Source organism: Loigolactobacillus binensis (assembly GCF_005405165.1).
GTDB lineage: Bacteria > Bacillota > Bacilli > Lactobacillales > Lactobacillaceae > Loigolactobacillus > Loigolactobacillus binensis.
In genome coordinates this window covers 1-19,936 of the sequence record NZ_BJDN01000006.1, presented here as the reverse complement: position 1 = coordinate 19,936, position 19,936 = coordinate 1, and the positions used below count along the sequence as shown (strand labels likewise).

21 protein-coding genes are annotated in these 19,936 nt (G+C 40.1%); 18 read left to right on the top strand and 3 right to left on the bottom strand.

Features of this window, described 5'->3' with window-relative positions; genetic code table 11:
- Positions 1 to 11: 11 nt before the first annotated feature.
- The 14 genes from gpG to FFM78_RS04085 all read left to right on the top strand — a co-directional run bounded on the left by gpG (position 12) and on the right by FFM78_RS04085 (position 14,514).
- Positions 12 to 344 carry a phage tail assembly chaperone G gene (gene gpG / locus FFM78_RS04150; RefSeq protein WP_137637182.1) on the top strand — a complete coding sequence of 111 codons (333 nt, stop codon included), beginning with the start codon at positions 12 to 14 and terminating at the stop codon, positions 342 to 344.
- A gap of 195 nt (positions 345 to 539) precedes the next feature.
- The gene (locus FFM78_RS04140) at positions 540 to 5,153 is read left to right on the top strand and encodes a phage tail tape measure protein (protein WP_137637181.1); all 4,614 of its coding nucleotides are present in this window, start codon (positions 540 to 542) and stop codon (positions 5,151 to 5,153) included.
- On the top strand, positions 5,146 to 5,859 hold the full coding sequence (locus tag FFM78_RS04135; RefSeq protein ID WP_137637180.1) for a phage tail protein: 714 nt from the start codon (positions 5,146 to 5,148) through the stop codon (positions 5,857 to 5,859). Before FFM78_RS04140 ends, FFM78_RS04135 begins: the two co-directional genes overlap by 8 nt.
- Positions 5,859 to 7,337 carry a phage tail protein gene (locus FFM78_RS04130; protein ID WP_137637179.1) on the top strand — a complete coding sequence of 493 codons (1,479 nt, stop codon included), beginning with the start codon at positions 5,859 to 5,861 and terminating at the stop codon, positions 7,335 to 7,337. The genes FFM78_RS04135 and FFM78_RS04130 overlap by 1 nt, the downstream gene beginning before the upstream one ends.
- A 42-nt stretch (positions 7,338 to 7,379) precedes the next feature.
- Positions 7,380 to 7,535, top strand: coding sequence for a hypothetical protein (locus FFM78_RS13815; protein WP_171001834.1), 156 nt, complete (start codon positions 7,380 to 7,382; stop codon positions 7,533 to 7,535).
- A gap of 60 nt (positions 7,536 to 7,595) precedes the next feature.
- On the top strand, positions 7,596 to 7,931 hold the full coding sequence (locus tag FFM78_RS04125; RefSeq protein ID WP_137637178.1) for a hypothetical protein: 336 nt from the start codon (positions 7,596 to 7,598) through the stop codon (positions 7,929 to 7,931).
- Between the two features lie 3 nt (positions 7,932 to 7,934).
- Positions 7,935 to 9,428, top strand: a complete 1,494-nt coding sequence (locus FFM78_RS04120) for a glycerophosphodiester phosphodiesterase family protein (protein WP_137637177.1) — start codon at positions 7,935 to 7,937, stop codon at positions 9,426 to 9,428.
- An 18-nt stretch (positions 9,429 to 9,446) separates the two neighbouring features.
- On the top strand, positions 9,447 to 10,574 hold the full coding sequence (locus tag FFM78_RS04115; protein WP_137637176.1) for a hypothetical protein: 1,128 nt from the start codon (positions 9,447 to 9,449) through the stop codon (positions 10,572 to 10,574).
- A 43-nt stretch (positions 10,575 to 10,617) separates the two neighbouring features.
- Positions 10,618 to 10,923 carry a hypothetical protein gene (locus FFM78_RS04110; RefSeq protein ID WP_137637175.1) on the top strand — a complete coding sequence of 102 codons (306 nt, stop codon included), beginning with the start codon at positions 10,618 to 10,620 and terminating at the stop codon, positions 10,921 to 10,923.
- A complete protein-coding gene (locus tag FFM78_RS04105) occupies positions 10,913 to 11,137 on the top strand; it encodes a phage holin (protein WP_171001833.1) in 225 nt (74 codons plus the stop codon). Before FFM78_RS04110 ends, FFM78_RS04105 begins: the two co-directional genes overlap by 11 nt.
- A complete protein-coding gene (locus tag FFM78_RS04100; RefSeq protein WP_137637173.1) occupies positions 11,127 to 12,053 on the top strand; it encodes an N-acetylmuramoyl-L-alanine amidase in 927 nt (308 codons plus the stop codon). The genes FFM78_RS04105 and FFM78_RS04100 overlap by 11 nt, the downstream gene beginning before the upstream one ends.
- Positions 12,054 to 12,196: 143 nt before the next feature.
- Positions 12,197 to 13,444, top strand: coding sequence for a hypothetical protein (locus tag FFM78_RS04095; protein WP_137637172.1), 1,248 nt, complete (start codon positions 12,197 to 12,199; stop codon positions 13,442 to 13,444).
- Positions 13,410 to 13,928, top strand: a complete 519-nt coding sequence (locus FFM78_RS04090) for a hypothetical protein (protein WP_137637171.1) — start codon at positions 13,410 to 13,412, stop codon at positions 13,926 to 13,928. Before FFM78_RS04095 ends, FFM78_RS04090 begins: the two co-directional genes overlap by 35 nt.
- Positions 13,909 to 14,514, top strand: a complete 606-nt coding sequence (locus FFM78_RS04085; protein WP_137637170.1) for a hypothetical protein — start codon at positions 13,909 to 13,911, stop codon at positions 14,512 to 14,514. Before FFM78_RS04090 ends, FFM78_RS04085 begins: the two co-directional genes overlap by 20 nt.
- Positions 14,515 to 14,574: 60 nt before the next feature.
- On the opposite strand, the gene FFM78_RS04080 is transcribed toward FFM78_RS04085, so the two are convergent.
- A complete protein-coding gene (locus FFM78_RS04080; protein ID WP_137637169.1) occupies positions 14,575 to 14,832 on the bottom strand; it encodes a hypothetical protein in 258 nt (85 codons plus the stop codon).
- A 31-nt stretch (positions 14,833 to 14,863) separates the two neighbouring features.
- On the bottom strand, positions 14,864 to 15,349 hold the full coding sequence (locus tag FFM78_RS04075; protein WP_137637168.1) for a hypothetical protein: 486 nt from the start codon (positions 15,347 to 15,349) through the stop codon (positions 14,864 to 14,866).
- 649 nt (positions 15,350 to 15,998) lie between these two features.
- On the opposite strand from FFM78_RS04075, the gene FFM78_RS04070 reads away from it, so the two are divergent.
- Positions 15,999 to 16,787 carry an SDR family NAD(P)-dependent oxidoreductase gene (locus FFM78_RS04070; protein ID WP_137637167.1) on the top strand — a complete coding sequence of 263 codons (789 nt, stop codon included), beginning with the start codon at positions 15,999 to 16,001 and terminating at the stop codon, positions 16,785 to 16,787.
- A gap of 8 nt (positions 16,788 to 16,795) precedes the next feature.
- Here the strand turns inward: FFM78_RS04070 and FFM78_RS04065 are convergent, their stop codons facing one another.
- Positions 16,796 to 17,167 (bottom strand): hypothetical protein, encoded by a 372-nt coding sequence (locus FFM78_RS04065; RefSeq protein ID WP_137637166.1) that lies wholly within the window; start codon positions 17,165 to 17,167, stop codon positions 16,796 to 16,798.
- 169 nt (positions 17,168 to 17,336) lie between these two features.
- On the opposite strand from FFM78_RS04065, the gene FFM78_RS04060 reads away from it, so the two are divergent.
- From FFM78_RS04060 to mutY, 3 genes are all read left to right on the top strand, one after another.
- Positions 17,337 to 18,209, top strand: coding sequence for an NAD(P)-dependent oxidoreductase (locus FFM78_RS04060; RefSeq protein WP_137637165.1), 873 nt, complete (start codon positions 17,337 to 17,339; stop codon positions 18,207 to 18,209).
- A gap of 145 nt (positions 18,210 to 18,354) precedes the next feature.
- Entirely contained in the window at positions 18,355 to 18,501 is a 147-nt protein-coding gene (locus FFM78_RS13810) for a hypothetical protein (protein ID WP_171001832.1), read from the top strand.
- A gap of 127 nt (positions 18,502 to 18,628) precedes the next feature.
- A complete protein-coding gene (mutY, locus tag FFM78_RS04055) occupies positions 18,629 to 19,744 on the top strand; it encodes an A/G-specific adenine glycosylase (protein ID WP_137637164.1) in 1,116 nt (371 codons plus the stop codon).
- Positions 19,745 to 19,936 lie beyond the last annotated feature (192 nt).

Sequence of the window (19,936 nt, the reverse complement as noted above, 5' to 3'; positions counted from 1 at the left end):
GAATGTAATAAATGACCTATAAACTGGAATTAGTCATTGACCATGAAAAACAAGAGTTTAGCCGTAATGATCCGCCAATGCTAAAAGATATGACTCAAGCATTAATTTTGCAACGGCATCAGTTAGAAATGTATTCTGATGAAGGTGGTCCTTCTGACGAACACTATAAACGTAATGAAAAAGATTTAGCCGAATTTGCTGTTAAATTTTGGAATGGTCAGTTCAAGACCGAACAAGTTGTCAATGGCTGTACACTAGCCTCACTTGATGAAATTAATAATGCCATTGGTGATTCTCTAGGCAAAAAAGATACCGATAGTGAGGAAAAAACCGGAAAAAAATAACCGTCGAGGATGTTGATGAAGCTATCAATAATCTCGACGATTTTTATAAGTCAAAATTGGAAGAAGGCTATCACTTCCAAGAAATAGATCGGTTAACTCAATACGATATTGAGCGTTGGAATCGTATTTATGAAGAAAAGGAAACAACTATCGACCAGGCATTTCCATGGTTATTTTAGGAAAGGAGGTTAAAAAATGTCTCAAAGTTTAGGCCATTTAGCTTCAACGGTTAGTTTGAATATTGATCCATTTAAATCATCGGCAACAGCACTTAAAGCACAAATAAAATCGACCGCGGCAGCATTGAAGGCCCAAGAAGCTGCGATTAAGGGCGCAGGCAACAGTGTTAACGGTATGAAATCTGCCTATGGATCAATGCAGCAACAGATGAAAAATTATAATGCCCAGTTGGAGCGTCAAAAAGCTACCTATGACAAATTAAAGAATACAACCGCCGAAACCGAAGCGGAACAGCAAAAGCTCACTACTCGTCAGGCAAATGCCGCTAACCAGTACAACAGAACATCTGCGAACGTTGAAGCATTACGCGCGCGTATGGCAACGATGAAGCAACAGATTGTGCTGCAGGAAGACGGTTGGACCCAAGCAGGCGATAAAATGGTTGCTTTTGGTTCAAAAACAACCCAAGTCAGTCAAAAATTAAGCACTTTTGGTTCAGGGATGACGACCAAAGTAACCGCGCCGATTGTACTTGGCTTGGCCGCTGCTGCTAAATCTGCAGTGGATTTTAATTCACAGATCAGCGCTATGGGTCCCTTGCTAACTAATGGCGGCAAAATAACCGCTACCGTTAGACAAGAATTAGATCAAATGGGCGCATCATCAAAGCAGTGGTCCATGCAATTTGGTGTTTCCACCGGCAAGATCAATGAAGGTATGACTGAAATGGTTAAGCGTGGTTATTCGGCCAAACAAACCATGGGCGCAATGCCCGCTGTTTTAAATGCAGCTAAGGCTTCCGGTGATGACTTTAATGATGTTATGCATGTTTCGACCTCAGTTCTTGAACAATTCGGTTTAAAAACCAATTCAACCAATGGGATGCTGAAAAATACTAGTCGCGTTACCGACAGCTTGACCTATGTTGCGAACGCAACTGCGGCTGGATTTCAGGATATGGGCGAGGCTATGACTTATGTTGGACCGTCCGCTCATGCTGCTGGAATCAGTTTAGAAGAAACTGCTGCCGCAATCGGGATTATGAGTAATAAGGGTATCGAAGGCTCAGTTGCTGGTACTGCACTACGCGGTGCGCTGACTCGTTTACTCAAGCCATCAAAACAAAACGTTGCTGGCTTTAAAGAATTAGGTGTTAATGTAGCGGATTTCAAAAAAGGCACGCTAACTCTACCGCAGATCATTGACAAAATTAAAACGAATACAAAAGGTTGGACCGATGAGCAGCGGGCTTCTGCTGTGGCAATGGCTTTTGGTACTGAAGCGCAAGCTGGGATGAATGCGTTGATTTCTGCGGGTGGGGATGAATTACGCAAATATACCAAAGGGGCAAAAGAGTCTGCCGGTACTACCAAAGAAATAGCCGATCAATTGAATGACACGCAAGCCGCTAAGGTAGCCAGATTTAAAGAATCGATCCATGTTCTTGGAATTGAAGTAGGTGAAAAATTATTGCCTGCTTTAACACCATTAATTAACAAAGCAACAGACATGGTGCAATCATTTTCTAAAATGGATTCGTCCACACAACAGTCGATTATTAAGTGGGCTATTTTCGCTGCCTCAATTGGACCAGTTGCGGGAACCCTAGGTAAAGTTGGGTCATTAATTGGTGGTACTAGTACGGTCATGGGTTCATTAGCTAAAGGTATTGGCCGAATGAGTAGCGCAGCCAAGCTTGGCAGTACCGGGCTAGATGTTTTGAAGGCTGGATTTTCCAATTCGGCCTATGAGGCGACTACATTTGCCGGCGCCGCCAGTACGGTTGGCGTTAAGGCAGAGGGCATGGCCGGCGGATTAGCTGCTGCAGAGACCGGAAGTACTGGTTTACTCGCAGCAATTGGCCCTGTTGGCGTTGCGATTGGCGCCACCGCACTTGCTGCTGGAGTTGGTGTTGCGGCATGGGAGCTATGGGGTAAAAAAGCTTATGAATCTAGTCAAAGGACAGAACGCTGGGGCACGGATGTTGGCGCCGCTGCGGATAAGTCTTTGACTAAGATGCAGAATTTTAGTACCCAAACCAAAGTTTATATGAATGCTGCTAATTCTGGGACTCAAGAAAATACTGAACAGATTAAAAAAGCTTTTGATTCAATGGCTAGCAGTATTGAACAAAGCAGCAAACGCGAATTGGCTGCAGTTCAACAAACTGAACGGAGCTTAGGTGACGGTTATAATACATCTGCCTTAGAAAAGAAAGCTACTTATTATCAACAGAGTATTCAGTTGGCTCAACATGCGCAGAGCGTTGTTGACAATATCGAAAAAGGTCAGAGTGAGTCAAAACGTAAACGAACAACCGCTGACAACCAGATGATTCTTAATGCCCAGAATGACTTGATCGAAGCACAAATTAAAGGACTCAATTTAAGTTCTAAAAAACAGAAAATTGTCGCGGATCAATTTGCCGAGGATTTTAAAGATAAATCGGTTTCACAATTAAATTCGATGAATCAGGCCTATGCAACTGCTGCCAGCAAAACTAAAGAATATAAGGGTGCGCTGGATGCTGTTAGAGAAGCGAATAAGGGATTGTCTGATTCACAAAAGAACAGCAACTGGGCCAAATTCGTTAAGGACAATGTCTCAACCTTGGGGCCAGTTTACGATAACTACTTAGCCCAGGTAAAAAAAATCAACAGTTCTTCTGATGATCAAGCAACCAAGCAGACTAAGCTACAATCCGCGTACGGGGACTTAGCTTTAGCTGTACAGTCGCTAGGTATTCCATTCGATACTTTTCTTAAAGTCGTAAAAAAATCTGATTCTGCAACGAAAGATACTGCTGATGGTATCGTATCAACATCAACGAAAATGTCCAGTGCGGTTCATGATGCGGCCAACAATTGGAATGATTTAGTTTTCGATCCAAAAACCGGCAAAATGAAAACTAATACCGCGGAAATAATCGGTCAGGCTAAAGCAGGTTCCGATACGTGGAATGACATCAATCTCCTGGTTAAAGAGGGCAAGATGGATGTCAAGGGCATGGAAGAAGTATCGAAGGCGACGTTAGCAACTAATTCTTGGAATAAATTGACCCCTAAGAATCAGTTGTTGGTCGCTAAAGTTACCGGTAATGATAAAGTTATTGATGCACTCGGAAAATTTAAACTTTGGAATGAGCTAACGCCAGAACAAAAAACGGCGGTCGCTCAAGCAAAAGGGCAGGATGAAGTCTTTGCCGCTATTGGTGGCATTGATCGGTGGAACGCCTCCACACCAGAACAACAAAATGCGATCATTAAAACTGCTGGCAAAGAAAATGTCGAGCAAGCAGTACTCACTTTGCAGAACTGGAATTCTATGACGCCTGAGCAGAAACAAGCCACAGTCCAAACGCTTGGCGGTGAGGCGGTCAGTAAAACTATCCTATCCATGGACAGTTGGAACCAAATGTCTGTTGAGCAAAAAAATGCAACGGTGCAGTCTTTAGGCCACCCAGAGTTATTACAAATGATCGGTGGGATTGGCGCCTTTAATGCCTTGAACCCTAAAACACAACAGGCAGTTGCTCAAGCGATTGGTAACGGTAGCGTCACTGATTTGACTAGTAAGATGAACATCTGGAGCGGGTTAACACCGTCCCAAAAATGGGCGATTGCTAATACACAAGGTTCTGATAAGGTTTGGAGCGCTATCCAGACTTTCGGTGGTTGGGAAAAACTAACACCTGGTCAAAAGACGGCTGTTGCGAAACAAATTGGTCGTGGCGATGTACAAGGTGCAATCGATACCGTTAATAAATGGCGCGGCACCTCACCAGGAGGAACTAAAAATGCTAGCGGTGCGGATCATGCTAGTGGGCAGATGAATAATGCTAAAAGAAGTGTTGATTCATTTCGTGGTACTTCACCCGGTGGCACCAAAAATGCTAACGGGAGTGACCATACTTCGGGGCAATTTGGTACCGCAACCGGAGCGGTAAATCGATTCCGCGGTACTTCACCGGGATCAACTAAAAATGCAAATGCAGCAGATCACGCGTCTGGACCAGCCAATGCTGCAAGTAGTGCAGTTGGGGCTTTTGCAAACAAAAGAGACCATACTGTAACGCTGACAAGTATATTCAAATCAATTTATAAAAAAATAACCCAGAGCGCAAAAGGTACCAGAGATTTTGCTGGTGGCGCAATAATGGTCAATGATCAAGCTGGGCCTGTTTTTCGTGAATTAGTTAGGTTTCCTAATGGTGATTCGTTTGTTCCGGTAGGGCGAAATGTTGTATTTAATGCGCCTAAGCATACGCAAGTCGTTCCTGCAGCAAAGACAAACCACTTACTTGGTGGAATTCCGCAGTTTGCTAATGGTACAGCAGGGCATGATCAAGCTGTTAGAACATTGCTTGATGCCAAGCCGATGATTCAGGCACAACAGCAAAGTGTAACCAACAACAGGATCGTACAAGTTTCTAATTTTAATGGTCTAGAGGAAAAGCTACGGCAATTAGATAAGTTAGATAATATTGTTGGCTATTTAGGAAAGATTTTGGATAAGAATCCTAATCTTTATTTAGACGGTAAACAAGTTGGTCAAAGCATTGAGCCAGTGGTGTCTAGGAATCAAATGCAAAATAATATTCTGACGGAAAGAGGTGTATTTAGTGGCTAAATGGAAGCAGATTTATTGGGATAACCAATCTAGTTTTAATGACTTTGGTTTAACTGTTAACGAAAAAGAAATTGGTAATCCTGCTAAAAAGAAACGGCGAATCGCTATTCCAAATGGTAATGGCTATTATGATTATGCCGCTATCCTTGGTGAACAGTACGGTGAGCGCCAATTAAAGTACACTTTCAATCTTGGCGATTATCGAACCTTGCGTAAGGATATTATGAATGTCAAAAAGATTCAGGTACTGAATTGGCTGGTTCCAGGCATTCAACGGAAATTAGTGGACGATTCTATACCAGGTTATTATTTTATGGCCGAAGTACAGGAAGCACCAACTTTCACAGAATGGAAAGGCACTGGCACGTTAGCAGTCACGTTTACCGCCTATCCATTTAAAATTAGTGACAAGTTAGAGGGCAATGATGTTTGGGATGATTTCAACTTTGAGTTGGATGTTGCACAAATTACTGATCTCACGGTTAACGGTAGTCGCACCGTGACAATTATTAATACTTCTGCCATTAAAATAGCACCTGATATAGACGTGACAGGCACACTGACAGTTAATTTAAACGGACAAACGGTCGACTTTAAGGCTGGAAGTTATTCTAGGACGCCTATTAAGTTTAGTCGCGGTGAAAATTTAATCACCTTAACTGGCACCGGTACGATTTATTTCAAATTTAGGAAGGAGCTCTTGTAATGTATCAAGTGACGCTTTACAAGGATGCTGCCGATCAAGTTGGAACTGTTGTGCAGGCTAGTTATTTAGACCAAGTGATTTCCGATGGTCAGTTAGGCTTAGGTATTAATGTTTCGGATAAATTCACTTTTAAGATTTATCCCTTTGCATCGATTTATAACGAAATTAACGGTATGGTGTCCAAGTATAAAATTGAATCAGAAATTGACGGCCGCGAATTATCGCGTGGACGCATCTTACTTGCTGAGGAAATATATGATGGATCGACTGGATATTATAAAGCAGTAACCTGTTCTAGTGATCTGGATTATCTTAATGATTCTAAGCAACCATTTCAAAAGGTCCAGAATACAACACCGGCACAGGATTTTACCAGCCTAATCAATATTCATAATCAACAAGTTTCTGCAGATCGCCAGTTTAAGGTTGGTAAAATAGAAATTACAAACTCAACGGATAATGTTTACCATTACGTAACGCCGGGGACCTCAACCCTTGCCACAATCAACGAAAAGCTGATTACTAAGTGGGGTGGGGAGTTACGGATTCGCCATGAAAATGACGGTAATTATATCGATTGGTTAAAGGAAATCGGTATTCATGCCACCCAAGTGATCGACGTTGATACTAATTTGAAGACCATGGAGCGAAAGCTAGATCCATCACAAGTATATTCAGTTTTTTATCCGTATGGTGCGACAATCGAACAGACTAACGCTACTGAAACAAATAGTGCCGATGTGGCAAGTCCGCGTTTAACTATTAGTAGTGTTAATAGTGGTCATGATTACTTAGAGCGTTCCGATTTGATTGGCGAGTTCGGTCGAATTAGTGGTACTAAAAATTGGGATGATGTTCATGATGCCAAGATTCTTTTATCTAAAGCAAAAACAGGTTTCGCAAATTATAGGCCAGTTGCGGTTGGCTATCAAATTGGAGCTATCGACTTAAAACCTTTTGGGTTAGCGGTTGATAGCTTTTCTGTTGGTAATTACAATCGGTTAATTAATGAGTATATGGGTATCGACGATGAATTAAGGATTGCGACTATAACCTTAAATTTAGATAATCCAGAAACCGATACTTTGACGATAGGTGATAAGGAATTAACTTTGGCCGAATATAACAGTAAGCAACGTAAGGCAGTTGCTCAAATTGATTTAATGAACGGTGTGATTATCGGTCAGAACGCAAAAATCACAGAATTATCGGAAGCCGCGAAAACTGCGAGTGCGTCACTGAAAAAGCTGAAAGATGATTATGAGGATTTAATCAACACGGCTGGAAGTACAGTGATCACTTCGCAGCTAACAGCCTTGCAAAATCAGACTGCCACCGTGATTGCTAACTTGGGCGAGATCGGTACGGAGGTTCTGGCTAACCAGAAGTCGATTGGCGATTTGCAGGCAGCAGACGAAAGAATTAACGCGCGCATTAGTGCGCTGGAAGCACCAACGGGGGGAACAACAAATGAATAAAAAGACTAACGAAAATACAGATTGCTGAAAGGAGGAACTTAAATGGCGGATGATTATTTAAATTGGATTAACGACAAGAAGACTTTCGCAGCCAAGGTTGAATATCATGACGCAACGCCAACAACTGATTTTGTTAATACTTTTGAAGTGGCCGATCCCCGGCACTTATTATGTGCGAGCAAAAGCCATTATTGGTGATTATGCAAGCCCATATAGTCCCATTGCACGAATCATAATCACGGAAGGAGATGATGAATAATGGTAGAAAACACGAGTGTTGATTATCGTGACCCAACCCACATTGATCCAGTTAATCCAAATGATACAAGTGGATTAGATGATGAGACTAAAGAATTATTAGCCGAACTTAGAAATAAGATGTATGGGGTTGATGTCAGGGAAGTGATTGCTAGATTATTTGAACGAATGTTCAAGCAAGTAACCGATTTAATTCCTGATGATACCGAGGATAATAATCAGTCGTCTCAATTTGATGAATTAACTGAACGAATTAACAGAATCATCTTAGGAACTGATCAGCAATCAATTAAATTAGTTGTTACCCAAATATTAAAAGATGAAGGAGTGATTTAACGTATGCAAACTTTAAAATTTACGCTTGAAGATAAGCGCGGAATGTTTGAGAAGGCCGAGGGCTTTCAGATTGACAAAGTTCAAGTTGGCGATAAGAACTGGGTTCAAGGTCGTCAATACGAGCGTTCTCTTCGCCAAGTTAAAGTAATTATTTATCAAGATAAAGAGATGACCCAACCATTTGATTTGACTGGAATCAATCCAATGTTTGAAGGATTGACAGGCGATGAGCGTAAAATCATTGATGGTCGTCACAGTGTAATGCTTGATGCACCTAATGGTGTGTTTAGATTTGATTTTCCAGCTCAAGCATTTGCCACATTTGGCTCATATCGACAAGCATTTTTCAGATTATATCGGGACGGTTCAAGTGTGGCCACACTTGAGTTCCCATTCGAAGTGCTGGCTGACCAAGTTATCAGTGGCATTATTCCTAGTGATTATATGGACCCATTTCAAGAACTCATTGATGAAATGAATGCTAACAAAGATAAGGCTGCATCTGACATTAGCAAGATTATTAGCGATTGGAACGACAAATATAGTCAGCTGTTTAAGGATTTGAGTAAACAGGGTGATGATACTGCTAACGTTCTATTACAGTTGCAGGCAACGCTTAAAGATTTAGAGGCTCAAATTAAACTTGATGGATTAATAACAGTTGGGGAATTTGATGGCAAATTTGCCGCATCCGCTAAAACAGTTACAGATACTTTAAAAACGGTTAGTGGCTATGTTGACACTGTTAGAAACTCAAGTTGGATTTATAACAATATTAAGCCGCTCAGTGCCCATCGTGGTGCTCATATTGATGCACCCGAAAACACAGCTATGGCTGTGGCACATGCTGGAATGTATGGATATGGATTAATTGAATGTGATCCACGATTAACATCAGATAATCAAGTTGTGCTAATGCATGATGACACGGTTGATAGAATGACTGATGGTGCTGGCAAGGTATCAGATTTCACGCTTGATCAGTTGAAACAAATGACAGTCGATGCAGCATTCTCAGGGAAGAATGATTATAATACCATTCGTGTGCCCACTTTAGCCGAAATTCTACATGAGGTTAATCAGTATGGCATGGGTGTCAATATCGATGGTGGCAAATTAGATTGGCAAGATGACAACGTGATTAACACAGTTGTCGGAATAATTAAGCAGGCTGGATTAATGGGGCGTTCATTTTTTGTAATCTCAGATCCAGCAGCTCGTAAAAGACTTAACGCATTATATCCAGATGCCGCCCTATCTTGGTTGAGTTATGATAATATTGATGATTACATCGCTGAGGCCAAGACTTACACAAATGCTGTGATTTCAATTGTTTACGAGAATCTATCTCGCGATTATAGTGCAATTGCAGCTAGCGGCTTTCCTTTACATGTGTATGGCGTTAATTCAGTTAGTCAATATGAGGACAGTATTCAGCGCGGTGCTCGATTTGTCGAAACAGATTCATTATTGCCAATTACAGTCACACAGGCTTAAAAAGGGGGAAACAATAATATGCAATATAGTTTTTATATATCGCCAGCGAATGCATTTCGAAGTTACTCTAATCTTATTACACCTGATTTAAATGTGTACACAAATGCATCAGGACGAGTAATCTATGCTCCAAATTATCATTCATCGTGGTTTAAACTAAAGCAGCCGGCTAGTGGGCAGAATTGCTTTCTAGAACCCGAGCTAAACGATCTATTAATTGGAGATCGAATCACAGTTGATCTAGATGTAACCGGTGTGGCAGGAAAATCACTACTACTTGTTAATTCATATGCCTCCAATGGTTCCAACATTACGGATCAGAGTTCGCTAATTGGTAGTGAAATAATTACAGAGAGCACACATCATATTAAGTTATCAATGTACATTGATAACATATTCTCAGAATATTTGAACGCGGATAAGATTCTTAAACGGGTCTGGCTTAACCTTCGAGTTACATCAAGTACCCCAACCCAACCTTTAGTTGAGGTTGTTATGGAAAATGTTAAGATCACAGTAGACACCAGCAATCAAGCAACTGGATATACAGCGTACGATAACGCGCTATTGTCTAGTGGCGACATGTGGCGTGCTATCTACGATAATAAAGCCTTATCCACTAGTTTCTCAAATGAAATTTATAGCGTTACGGCCGATGCGCTAACGGCTAAAAAGACCGGATTCTCATTAACCCCTCAGGGTGGATTAATGTTCCCATTAACCACCAATGTTTCACCTAATTATGTGAGTGGGTTTAAAGGGATTGCAATTCAGCGAATACCATATGTGTCTATGCAACCATTTAGTGGATATATTGAGTATGAGACTGATCAGTATTTTTCAGTCAAATTACGCGCATTTATCGTTGATGATGCTGGTAAGATAATTAATACGAGTGTTAATGCATTGCGTTTAAAACCAGACAACAATACCGGAATTAACAAACAGTATTTCTACTTTGACACCGAAACTTTATATAAATTAAATGCTGATGACGAAGGTCGTTTGGCTTATTTTAATGTCGAGGTTGGGGATTATAACTCTGGAACCACACCTGATTTTAATATTGCTCTACACAGCATTATGGTTCATCAAGACCAGACCACTCAAACACACAAGTATGTGTCTGCAACAGTACCAAAATAATTAGTAGGAATTAAATACGATTCAGATTATGAAGGTGATGCGGTTGGGACCACATGTAATTTTCGGATTTACGGTAAGCGAATGGGTAGGAATTGTTGGTATTTTGTCCGGAACTTATGGATTTATTGTCAAACCGCTGCTTAATAAGCTAGAGACACTCAGTAAGTCGATTGATCAGATTAGCGAGAATTCGCTGATCGAGCACAATCGATTATGGCAGCATTATGATCGGCATGATAAACAGTTATGGCAGCATGACCAAGAAATCGGTATTTTGTATGATCGGAGTCATTTAAAACGAAGCAAGATACAAATCGATGATGAAAAGGAGCCTAGAAATGAAAATTAACTTTGATGTGAAGTCTATCAAGGCGTGGACCACATTGTCATCTGCCGTAATTGCGTTCATTATTTCGTTATTAGCGGCCTTTGGCGTGATCGTAAAACAGACAGACGCCACAGCATTATATAGTGGTATTACTGCTGTTTTGTCGATTTTAGCTGGAATGGGAATTTTGACTGACACAAACAATCCCACAGGAGGTGATCAGGTTGAAAAATAAAACTAAATTAGCAACCCGTTTAACAGTCGCCGCCGCGGCTGTTTTTTTGTTGGCACCAGTAGCACCAGCGTCTGCCTATACGGTAAATAATACGTATGCCTTTGGCGCTTCGCAAGGATCGTCACAGATCGCGAATAACAAGTATATTGTATTGCATGATGTTGGGACTGAGTCTGGCGCTGCCGCGAATGCGAATTACTTTGACAATAACTGGAATGTTTCGTACACATATACTCAATATACAGTCGGTGACGGGGGCCAAGTGTTTAAAATCGGTGAGCCTGGTTATGTTGCTTGGGGCGCCGGTGACTATGCCAACAGTAATAGCCCAGTTCAAATTGAGTTAGGTCATGCCAATAGCTATGCACAGTTTAAGCAGGATTACGCAGCTTACGTTGCCCTAGCACATGACTCAGCAGTTCAGTTTAATATTCCGTTACGATTTAATGATATTAATGGCGGCATTATTACTCATAATTTTGTTAGTCAAAATATTTGGGGTGACCATTCTGATCCAGTAGCTTATATGGCTAAGTGGGGCGTATCCCAAGCAACATTAGGTCATGACGTCGTGACAGGTGTTTCTAGCCTTGGTGGTTCCAGCAACGTGATCAACAATCCGTCTAAGCCAGCAACTTCGGCGCCAGCGGCTAGCTCTAATAAAATGGCTAACGGGTTTACGGCTGAAAGTGGGACTTTCGTCAACGGTGATCAGCCGATTCAAGTTCGCTATTTAGCTGGTGTAGATGCGTCACGTGCGGGTATGCTGCCGGCTGGTGCGTCGATCAATTATGACAGCTATGTCAACTATGACGGCTATGTCTGGGTACACTATATTGGATATAATGGTAGAGATTTATATTTACCAACACACCCGTCCGGTACTGCTAATAACGTTTGGGGCACGTTTAAATAGGAATTGATGCCTAAGTTAAAACTAGCCCATTTTGTATTTCAAAATGGGCTGGATACATAATATATTGAAAAATAGTATGGTTGTTTTGCCCATATTATTTTATAATGAATCTATTATGAATTTCTATTAGGCAGGTGGGGAAAGTGCCTCTTCAGCAATATGAGCAAAGTCATTATTTGTTAAATGCGCTATCGGCTTATTGTAATACTGATATGTTGAATGAACTGTTAGTGGACCAGAATTATGGGAAGGTAAAGTCAAAAACTGATGGACTAGCAAATTTTATTATTGGTCTGAATGCTGAGACAACAGTGGAGCGTCAACAAATTGCTATAAAAAAATTTAATGAAAGTTTTCTTTTGCAATATAAGGAGAAATGTAATCATTTAGTTGGTCTAAGCTACCTAGATTTGACAAATTCTACTTTAAATTCTAGCTTGGATATTTTTACACATAGTAAGGACGTAGAGAATATTCAGGATTTAAATGTCAATAATTTCTTTAATTTTATTCCTAACGATCGATTTCAAATTGTTTATCGCAAGTTCACATTGAATGAAGAAAATGATAGAGTAGACCAGTTAGACATCATGTTTGGGAGACGTTTTGCTAGTAGGGATATAGCGGATGCAGATAATTTGAGAGTTGATTTTACTTGGGTGAATCTGAATCTTAAAACAAGAAAAGCGATTTTTCGTTTTCATTCAATGGCTAATAATTTATATGAACCGAGCAAGCCAGTAGCACCAATGATAAGTTTTAAGATAATTAGTGCCTATCTTCTTCACGAATACAATATTACATTTCATAATGAAGATAATTCTAAACAGATTTTTGAATTATATAAGAAATTAACTGCAACAAATGAACAAACATATGTCAAGCTTGTTATGGATGCTGAAACTGAGAATAAAACATCATTGGTTGATACTTTCTATTTAAATATGTTAGAACGATTAGGTCTAGAATCTAAAAAAGATAGAATTTATGTGAGAGATAGAATTTTTAATACTTTTGTTAGGTTGCTCATTATTAATGATTTCGATAACTTCAAGAATCATGTGTCAAATATGCCTGGAAGTGTTGTTTCGTTCAATTATCATGATTTAGATGGTAGTACTATAAATGGTAAAAATGGTGGTGGAATGTACACTATAGGTACTGCAAGACCACCGATGGAAAGTTCAACAACGTATTTTGATACAAAAGATACTATTTTTCATGCAGAGTCTTTACAAGAATTAGATGTATCTTGGAGAAAGTACAATTTGATTCATAGCACGAGATATACAGCATTTCCCAATTTGCTAACTATTCACTTTATTATGAAATCTGTTCGAGAGGAGGTTCTACAAAGTGTACTTCAAGACTTTGAAAACCTTACAAGATAAATATTTGAAACAGGGAACTTCTGGTAAATCCCTAGCAAGTGTGGTTGAAAATCTGGATCAATGGCTCGTTACTTTAATTCCAAGAGCCACTCACTTTATTAATCCGTTACAATTTGCGGCATCGGTTCAGGTTCCTTGGGGAGCAGCACTTCAAGTTTTTGATGATGCAACGGGAGCAGGTATTTTCAAGCCATGTTACCAATATCGCGACCCAGTAACTTGGGAAATCTTAATTACCGCATCAAATAAAGAAGACATAATTAAACAAAAAACTTTTTTTAATGAAAATACTTTAGAGGAAGTTACAATTAGTTCTGATAATATTGAGACTTTTTTTGATTTACTAGTTCAACCAGTTATTGATGAAGTTATCGGTAACAAAAATCCTGATGAAAGAGATGTTTTACTACCTTTTACGAATGCAACATTGAAAGAAGATGATCGTGGTAGAGGAGTAGACGGAAATGCGTTTGAAAACTTTTAAAGAATATCCAATTATCCAAACAATATTTTTGACATTATTATTCTGTTTTGGTATCTGGATTATCACACATTTAGTTTTAAGTAATTTGGGTAGTGAAAATAGAATTATTGCAATTGTCGATGCAATTAGTGCGGCTCTATCGGCGATAATTTCCGCAGTTATGGCTTATTTTATTTCTGAGTCGCAAGCGAATAAGGCGACTCTATCTCTACGTAAAGAACAGCAAGAAAATGAAGAACTTGAGAAAAGAAAAAATAAAGATAATTGTGGATTATTGTTAATGGAGTTAGAAGATAATTTAGAGGCAATTCGTGTGAAAAAACCAAGGTTGAAGAGAGATGATACACCGACAACCTTTAATGCAATTAAGCAAGGAATTTCAACCATGATTTGGGATTCGATGATTAGTAATAATGGTTTACCAAATATTGAATTACAAAAAATATATAAGGCATATAAGTCTTTAGTGATGTTGAGGGCTTTTGAAGTTCCTGAAGCATTAACTGACGAAGATATTGAATCTATTAATAAAGTTATAGAACGTTTGGAACAAAGATTTGCTGAAGCTATTCCCATTTTAAAATAACTTCTATTAACAAAAATAACACCTCAGCTACTCTATAGCCGAGGTGTTATTTTTACGCAATCAGGCTGACTTATGTTCAATCAATGAGCTAAGGTACTCTTGCATTTCGATTTGCACTTTTGGTGGGGCAGCAGTCAGCATGACTTTTAGCTTAGTTTCAATATCTTCATAAAATTCGCCGGGCCCAGCTAATAAATAAAAGTTGAACTGTTTATAGCCAAGTTCCGCGATAAATTTTTCTGGTGATCCTGCCCATAATCTGTGATGAAATTCTTTAAAAGAAATATCTCCACGCTTATACTGATCAAGTAGATGCATGCTGATTACCTCCTGTAAATTCTTAAATAATTTATTGATTATTTCGTTCATATTCGTCAATCGTTGCGTTCAAGAAGCGATTTGCAGAAATGGTTTGCATTAATGACATATTTGGATTGTTAAAGCGCTGATCATCATAGCTATCCCCGCGAAATTCAACAAAAATTGACTCATTTTGTCGTTGAATTCGTGGATATTTTTCTCCGTTGTAATAAACGTCTGGTTCGGCATATAAATAAAATCTGTACCTATTATATAAGTCATCATTTAGGTCGTTCATTGCATCGTAGGTTGTTTCCCAAATTACTGACAATAAACGAGTAAATGAAATAAGATGTTGCTCGTATTCGGTAATGGTTTTTGCGACAAAATCAGAATTTTTGATTCTAATGTACGGGTGCTTATTGCTCTCAATTAGTTTAGCTGTCTCGTCAGCAATGATGTGTTCGTATTCTTCAGGGGTGGTAGTGTCTTTTAGGTTCTTGTATAGCAATTCAATAATTTCACGTTCGGTCATTTGATCACCTCAAAATCATTATACAAACATACGTTCTTTAAAGCTAGTTTTATTTTATGTAGGAAAGAAGTGTTTCGTGAATTCCTACAATTTTCCTACGAAAAAAGATTAGCGATAGGATATCATAGGAAAGTTATGGACTAAATAAGAGTGTGGAATGCCTATGAAAGATTATTCTAACAATGTTTTAGGACGATGATGGAATTGCGTGGAACATTTTAGAAATGGATTGCTGATAGGAAGCCTTCATGGCTGTTTTGCGCACCGATGAGGAAGAAAGCCATAAGAAGTAGGAGCTTGCATGAAAATAATGTTCCACTGACCAGTTATATTTTTATTACGTTAAATGACCAATAAATAAAACCGCCAGCACAAATAGATTTCTATTTGTGCTGGCGGTTTTGCGTTATCAGTGGTTGTAACCGTTGCGGCTAACTGATGTCGCTGAGTGGCCTTAAAAACAGATAATTCAACTAGATCAATACTTGAAAAACAGTTTGATAAAAGCGGCAAAATAGGTCAACATTGGTGACCGTGCTATACTGACAGTAAACAGTTAAACTTTAATCTTTTTATGTGGTAGGTAAGTAATGGCAGTCGTTATATTTTAAGCCAATAACCGCCGTTATATGTGGCGTAGGAGGAACTAATGGCAAAATTGGTAATGATCACTGGTGCTTCAACTGGTTTAGGTGAGCAATTAGCTTATGCCTTTGCCAGCCGCCAAATGCAACTCGTCTTGATCGGGCGTAATCATCAACGCTTGACGCAGGTTGCGCGCCGTGCTGCCAGACTGACAGCTGCACCGGTGGCGATTTTAGCTAGCGATTTATTAAATGATCAAGGAAAAACAGTTTGGCACCAATGTGTGGCACGCTGTGGGTTACCGGATATTTTGGTTAATAACGCAGCTTTACCAGGTTTTGGTGCGGTTAATGATTTGACCAGTCAGCAAACTCAACGGATCATCCAATTAAATACGCTTGTACCCCTTACTTTAAGTCAACTCTTTATTCAAGCTCATTATCGTGATGTGCGGCCTAGCTATTTGATCAATTTAGCATCGGCTGGGGCGGAGCTGGCGTTGCCCTATGCTGGGTTCCATGCGGCGAGTAAAGCGGCCTTATTAGGCTTTGCACAGGGGACAGCTTTTGAATTACAGCGGACACAGATTAATTTAATGACGGTGTTACCGAGTTTGTTGGCAACTGGCCATTTTCAGCAGCAAACACAGCCATACCTTAAACCGCAACTGGCCTATTTACTAAGTAAAACACAATTGGCGCCGGAAAAAGTGGCTAAAAAAATCGTGACCAGGGCGTTACAAGGACAAAGACTTTTACGTCTACCGGTATTTTACCAGTGGTTAGCACCAATTATTCATTTGGCGCCAAATTTAAGTCGTAAAGTCATTGCCGTAGCGTACCGGACACGATAGTGATCCATTTAATCCCAGAACTGGATGCTTAAGCTGCCTAGGTCATGGTGCTGGTCGTCAGTGGTTAAGGCCACCGTGACCGTAACGGAACTGCTAGGCGTGACATGAGCCTGAAAATCTTTGGCCGCAGCCGTGCTGGTTCTCTGGAACATTTTTTGAAAGAATGCTGGGACCTCAGCAATTGGTGCAGTGCTGACTACCGCGGCATCCGCGGCGTATAATTTAAGTAATTGAAAAACTTCACTATCAATAATTAAATGATCGGTAAAAGTTGGTTGTGCGGCAAACTTTAATTGTAAAATATTCGGGTTGGCTAACTGTTTGACACTGTCCCCATGTTCTTCAATGACTTGTAAAATATTCCGTAACTTTCTTTTCAAAAAATCGCCCTCTCTACTTTTTGTGATTGAACTTAATATAGCATTTTTTAAGGCTTTTGCAAGTTAGAATGCTGGTTTTCATGGTAAACTAAATAGCGTTCAAGTGTGTCAAACAGGTTCTGGCAAACAAATTATTATACAATAACTTATTATTGAAGGAGTGGATCAAATGCAAAAAATCGGGTTTATTGGCACAGGTGTTATGGGAACTGGTATCATTAATAATCTGTTAAAGGCCAACTTTGCAGTTACTGTTTATAATCGAACTAAGGCCCATGCTGCTACAGTTTTGGCCAATGGTGCCAATTGGGCCGCTAGTCCACGTTTGGTGGCTGAAAATAGTGATATTACTTTGACTATGGTTGGTTACCCACAAGATGTAAAGGAAGTTTATTATGGCACCGATGGGATTTTTGCAGGTGCCCAAGCAAACAGTATTATTGTTGACATGACCACCAGTACGCCAACGTTGGCCCAGCAAATCGCGGCCACTGCCATTGCTCGCGATATTCAGGTTTTGGATGCGCCAGTTTCTGGTGGCGATATCGGTGCTAAAAATGGAAGTTTAACGATTATGGTCGGGGGCGCACAGACAACCTATACACAGCTGATACCCTTATTTAAGGTGATCGGTAAAAGTTATCATTTATTTGGCGGGGCTGGTAAAGGACAACACGCGAAAATGGCTAACCAGATCATGATCGCTGGAACAATGACGGGCATGAGCGAAATGTTGGTTTATGCTAAACAGGTTGGTTTAGATTTATCCGCAGTGGTTGAAACATTGAGTGCTGGTGGTGCAGCCAATTGGAGTTTAAGTAATTATGCGCCGCGAATTTTGGCACAGGATTATACACCGGGCTTTTTTGCTAAGCATTTTCTAAAGGATCTGCGAATTGCTCTCGATGAAGCCGCTAAGCAGAATTTAGATTTACCCGCAACAAAAGCTGCCACCGAACTGTATCGGCGTTTAGTTGAAGACCAAAAGCTAGGCAATGCTGGGACGCAAGCGCTAGTTAAACTTTGGTGGACTGCTAAATAAACATCAGAGGTTGCTCTAGGTAGGCCGTATTAGAAGTAATACAACTTCTAATACGGTTTTTTGCTTTGCTAATTTGTTTACACGGTTTCAACGGTACACATGGTATAATATACGGCGTAGTATTTTGGGTAAAAGGAGTAATGAAATGAAGCTTATAACAAAAACGACCTATTCATTTTTATTGGTTCTAGGGTTAGCCCGTCAATTGACCCCCTTATGGATCGCTGGTCTGGCCTTATTATTGGTCAGCTATACTCGCTTTCAGCAACAACGGCGTGCACGTAAAAAATAAGTGTTAGGCTAGTTTACCATTGACTAACTTATTATCGCTTATGCGCCGGTGTTTTCTCAGTGGCGGCCGTACTAGTAAGGCTATATTTGGTTATTTTCTGGCTTAATTCAATCAAGGAAGTGAACTAATGCAATATTGGTCACAAACAAAAATCAACGCGTTTCAAAAAACGTTACTGACTTGGTACGATCAAGAAAAGCGGGACCTACCGTGGCGACATGATCATGACCCTTACCATATTTGGGTATCTGAAATTATGCTCCAACAAACGCAGGTACAGACTGTGATTCCGTATTATCAGCGTTTTATGGCAGTATTTCCAACGGTTGCCGCCTTAGCAGCAGCTCCAGAGGCAGAATTACTCAAGGCATGGGCCGGATTAGGCTATTATTCACGGGTACGCAACATGCAAAAAGCAGCGCAACAACTGATTGAAGATTATCAAGGTATTTGGCCCCAAACTGCCAATGAATTACAAAAATTAGCTGGTATTGGACCTTATACTGCTGGTGCTATTGCTAGTATCGCTTTTGGTCAGCCTGAACCAGCGGTCGATGGGAATGCCTTTCGTGTTTTTGCGCGTTTATTTGAAATCGATGCGGATATTGCTAAACCTCAAACTCGCCAAATTTTTTATGATTTGATCAAAGAAGTGATCTCGGTAGAAAGACCTGGCGATTTTAATCAGGCGATCATGGATCTTGGGTCTAGTTATATGACGGCAAAAAATCCCGATAGTGCCCATTCACCAGTACGGGAGTTTGATCAAGCCTACTTAGATGGGCGAGAGCTAGACTATCCAGTGAAAACGAAAAAGCCGCGGCCACTACCAGTTGATTATTTTGCTTTATTGGTAAAAACACCTAAAGGTTATTTATTTGAGCAGCGACCTAATCGAGGCATGCTAGCCGAGTTATGGACAGTGCCCTTAATTAAATGGGATGAATTAACTGCGGAGCCAGAAACTAAGCTATTACCAGAATTGGTTGCTTTAACGGCCCAACAATTTGCCGCAAATACCGGTATTCAGCTTACACCTGCGCTAATTGGTGGCAAGCCAGTAAGTCATACCTTTACTCATCAAAAGTGGCAGATCACGTTGTTATATGTCGAATTAGCGCAAGTACCTGATTTAAGTTACTTTCCTGGTCGTGTGGTCATGCCAGCTGATTTTGCTGAATTGGCTTTACCTAAAGTTCAGTTAAAAATCTGGCAACGCTATCAACAGTTACGGCAGCAATAAACAAAAAGAGTGGCTCTATACTTTTTCCTGTTGATCGTTTACAAAGTGGTAAGCTATTAACAGGATTTTTTGTGCAAAAAAGAGCCCACAGCCCCCATCCAAAAAATCCACCCACAACAGTATCATTTAAAAGGATATGAGAAAACCGTGAACCCTATAGACCATCATATAAAATTTGCGCTCAATATTAAA

Coding starts and splice junctions, on each gene's coding strand:
- FFM78_RS04115 (WP_137637176.1), top strand. CDS start 9,447: ATGCAATATAGTTTTTATATATCGCCAGCGAATGCATTTCGAAGTTAC.
- FFM78_RS04125 (WP_137637178.1), top strand. CDS start 7,596: ATGGTAGAAAACACGAGTGTTGATTATCGTGACCCAACCCACATTGAT.
- FFM78_RS04070 (WP_137637167.1), top strand. CDS start 15,999: ATGGCAAAATTGGTAATGATCACTGGTGCTTCAACTGGTTTAGGTGAG.
- FFM78_RS13810 (WP_171001832.1), top strand. CDS start 18,355: ATGAAGCTTATAACAAAAACGACCTATTCATTTTTATTGGTTCTAGGG.
- FFM78_RS04060 (WP_137637165.1), top strand. CDS start 17,337: ATGCAAAAAATCGGGTTTATTGGCACAGGTGTTATGGGAACTGGTATC.
- FFM78_RS04120 (WP_137637177.1), top strand. CDS start 7,935: ATGCAAACTTTAAAATTTACGCTTGAAGATAAGCGCGGAATGTTTGAG.
- FFM78_RS04140 (WP_137637181.1), top strand. CDS start 540: ATGTCTCAAAGTTTAGGCCATTTAGCTTCAACGGTTAGTTTGAATATT.
- FFM78_RS04075 (WP_137637168.1), bottom strand. CDS start 15,349: ATGACCGAACGTGAAATTATTGAATTGCTATACAAGAACCTAAAAGAC.
- mutY (WP_137637164.1), top strand. CDS start 18,629: ATGCAATATTGGTCACAAACAAAAATCAACGCGTTTCAAAAAACGTTA.
- FFM78_RS04085 (WP_137637170.1), top strand. CDS start 13,909: ATGCGTTTGAAAACTTTTAAAGAATATCCAATTATCCAAACAATATTT.
- gpG (WP_137637182.1), top strand. CDS start 12: ATGACCTATAAACTGGAATTAGTCATTGACCATGAAAAACAAGAGTTT.
- FFM78_RS04130 (WP_137637179.1), top strand. CDS start 5,859: ATGTATCAAGTGACGCTTTACAAGGATGCTGCCGATCAAGTTGGAACT.
- FFM78_RS04080 (WP_137637169.1), bottom strand. CDS start 14,832: ATGCATCTACTTGATCAGTATAAGCGTGGAGATATTTCTTTTAAAGAA.
- FFM78_RS04105 (WP_171001833.1), top strand. CDS start 10,913: ATGAAAATTAACTTTGATGTGAAGTCTATCAAGGCGTGGACCACATTG.
- FFM78_RS13815 (WP_171001834.1), top strand. CDS start 7,380: ATGGCGGATGATTATTTAAATTGGATTAACGACAAGAAGACTTTCGCA.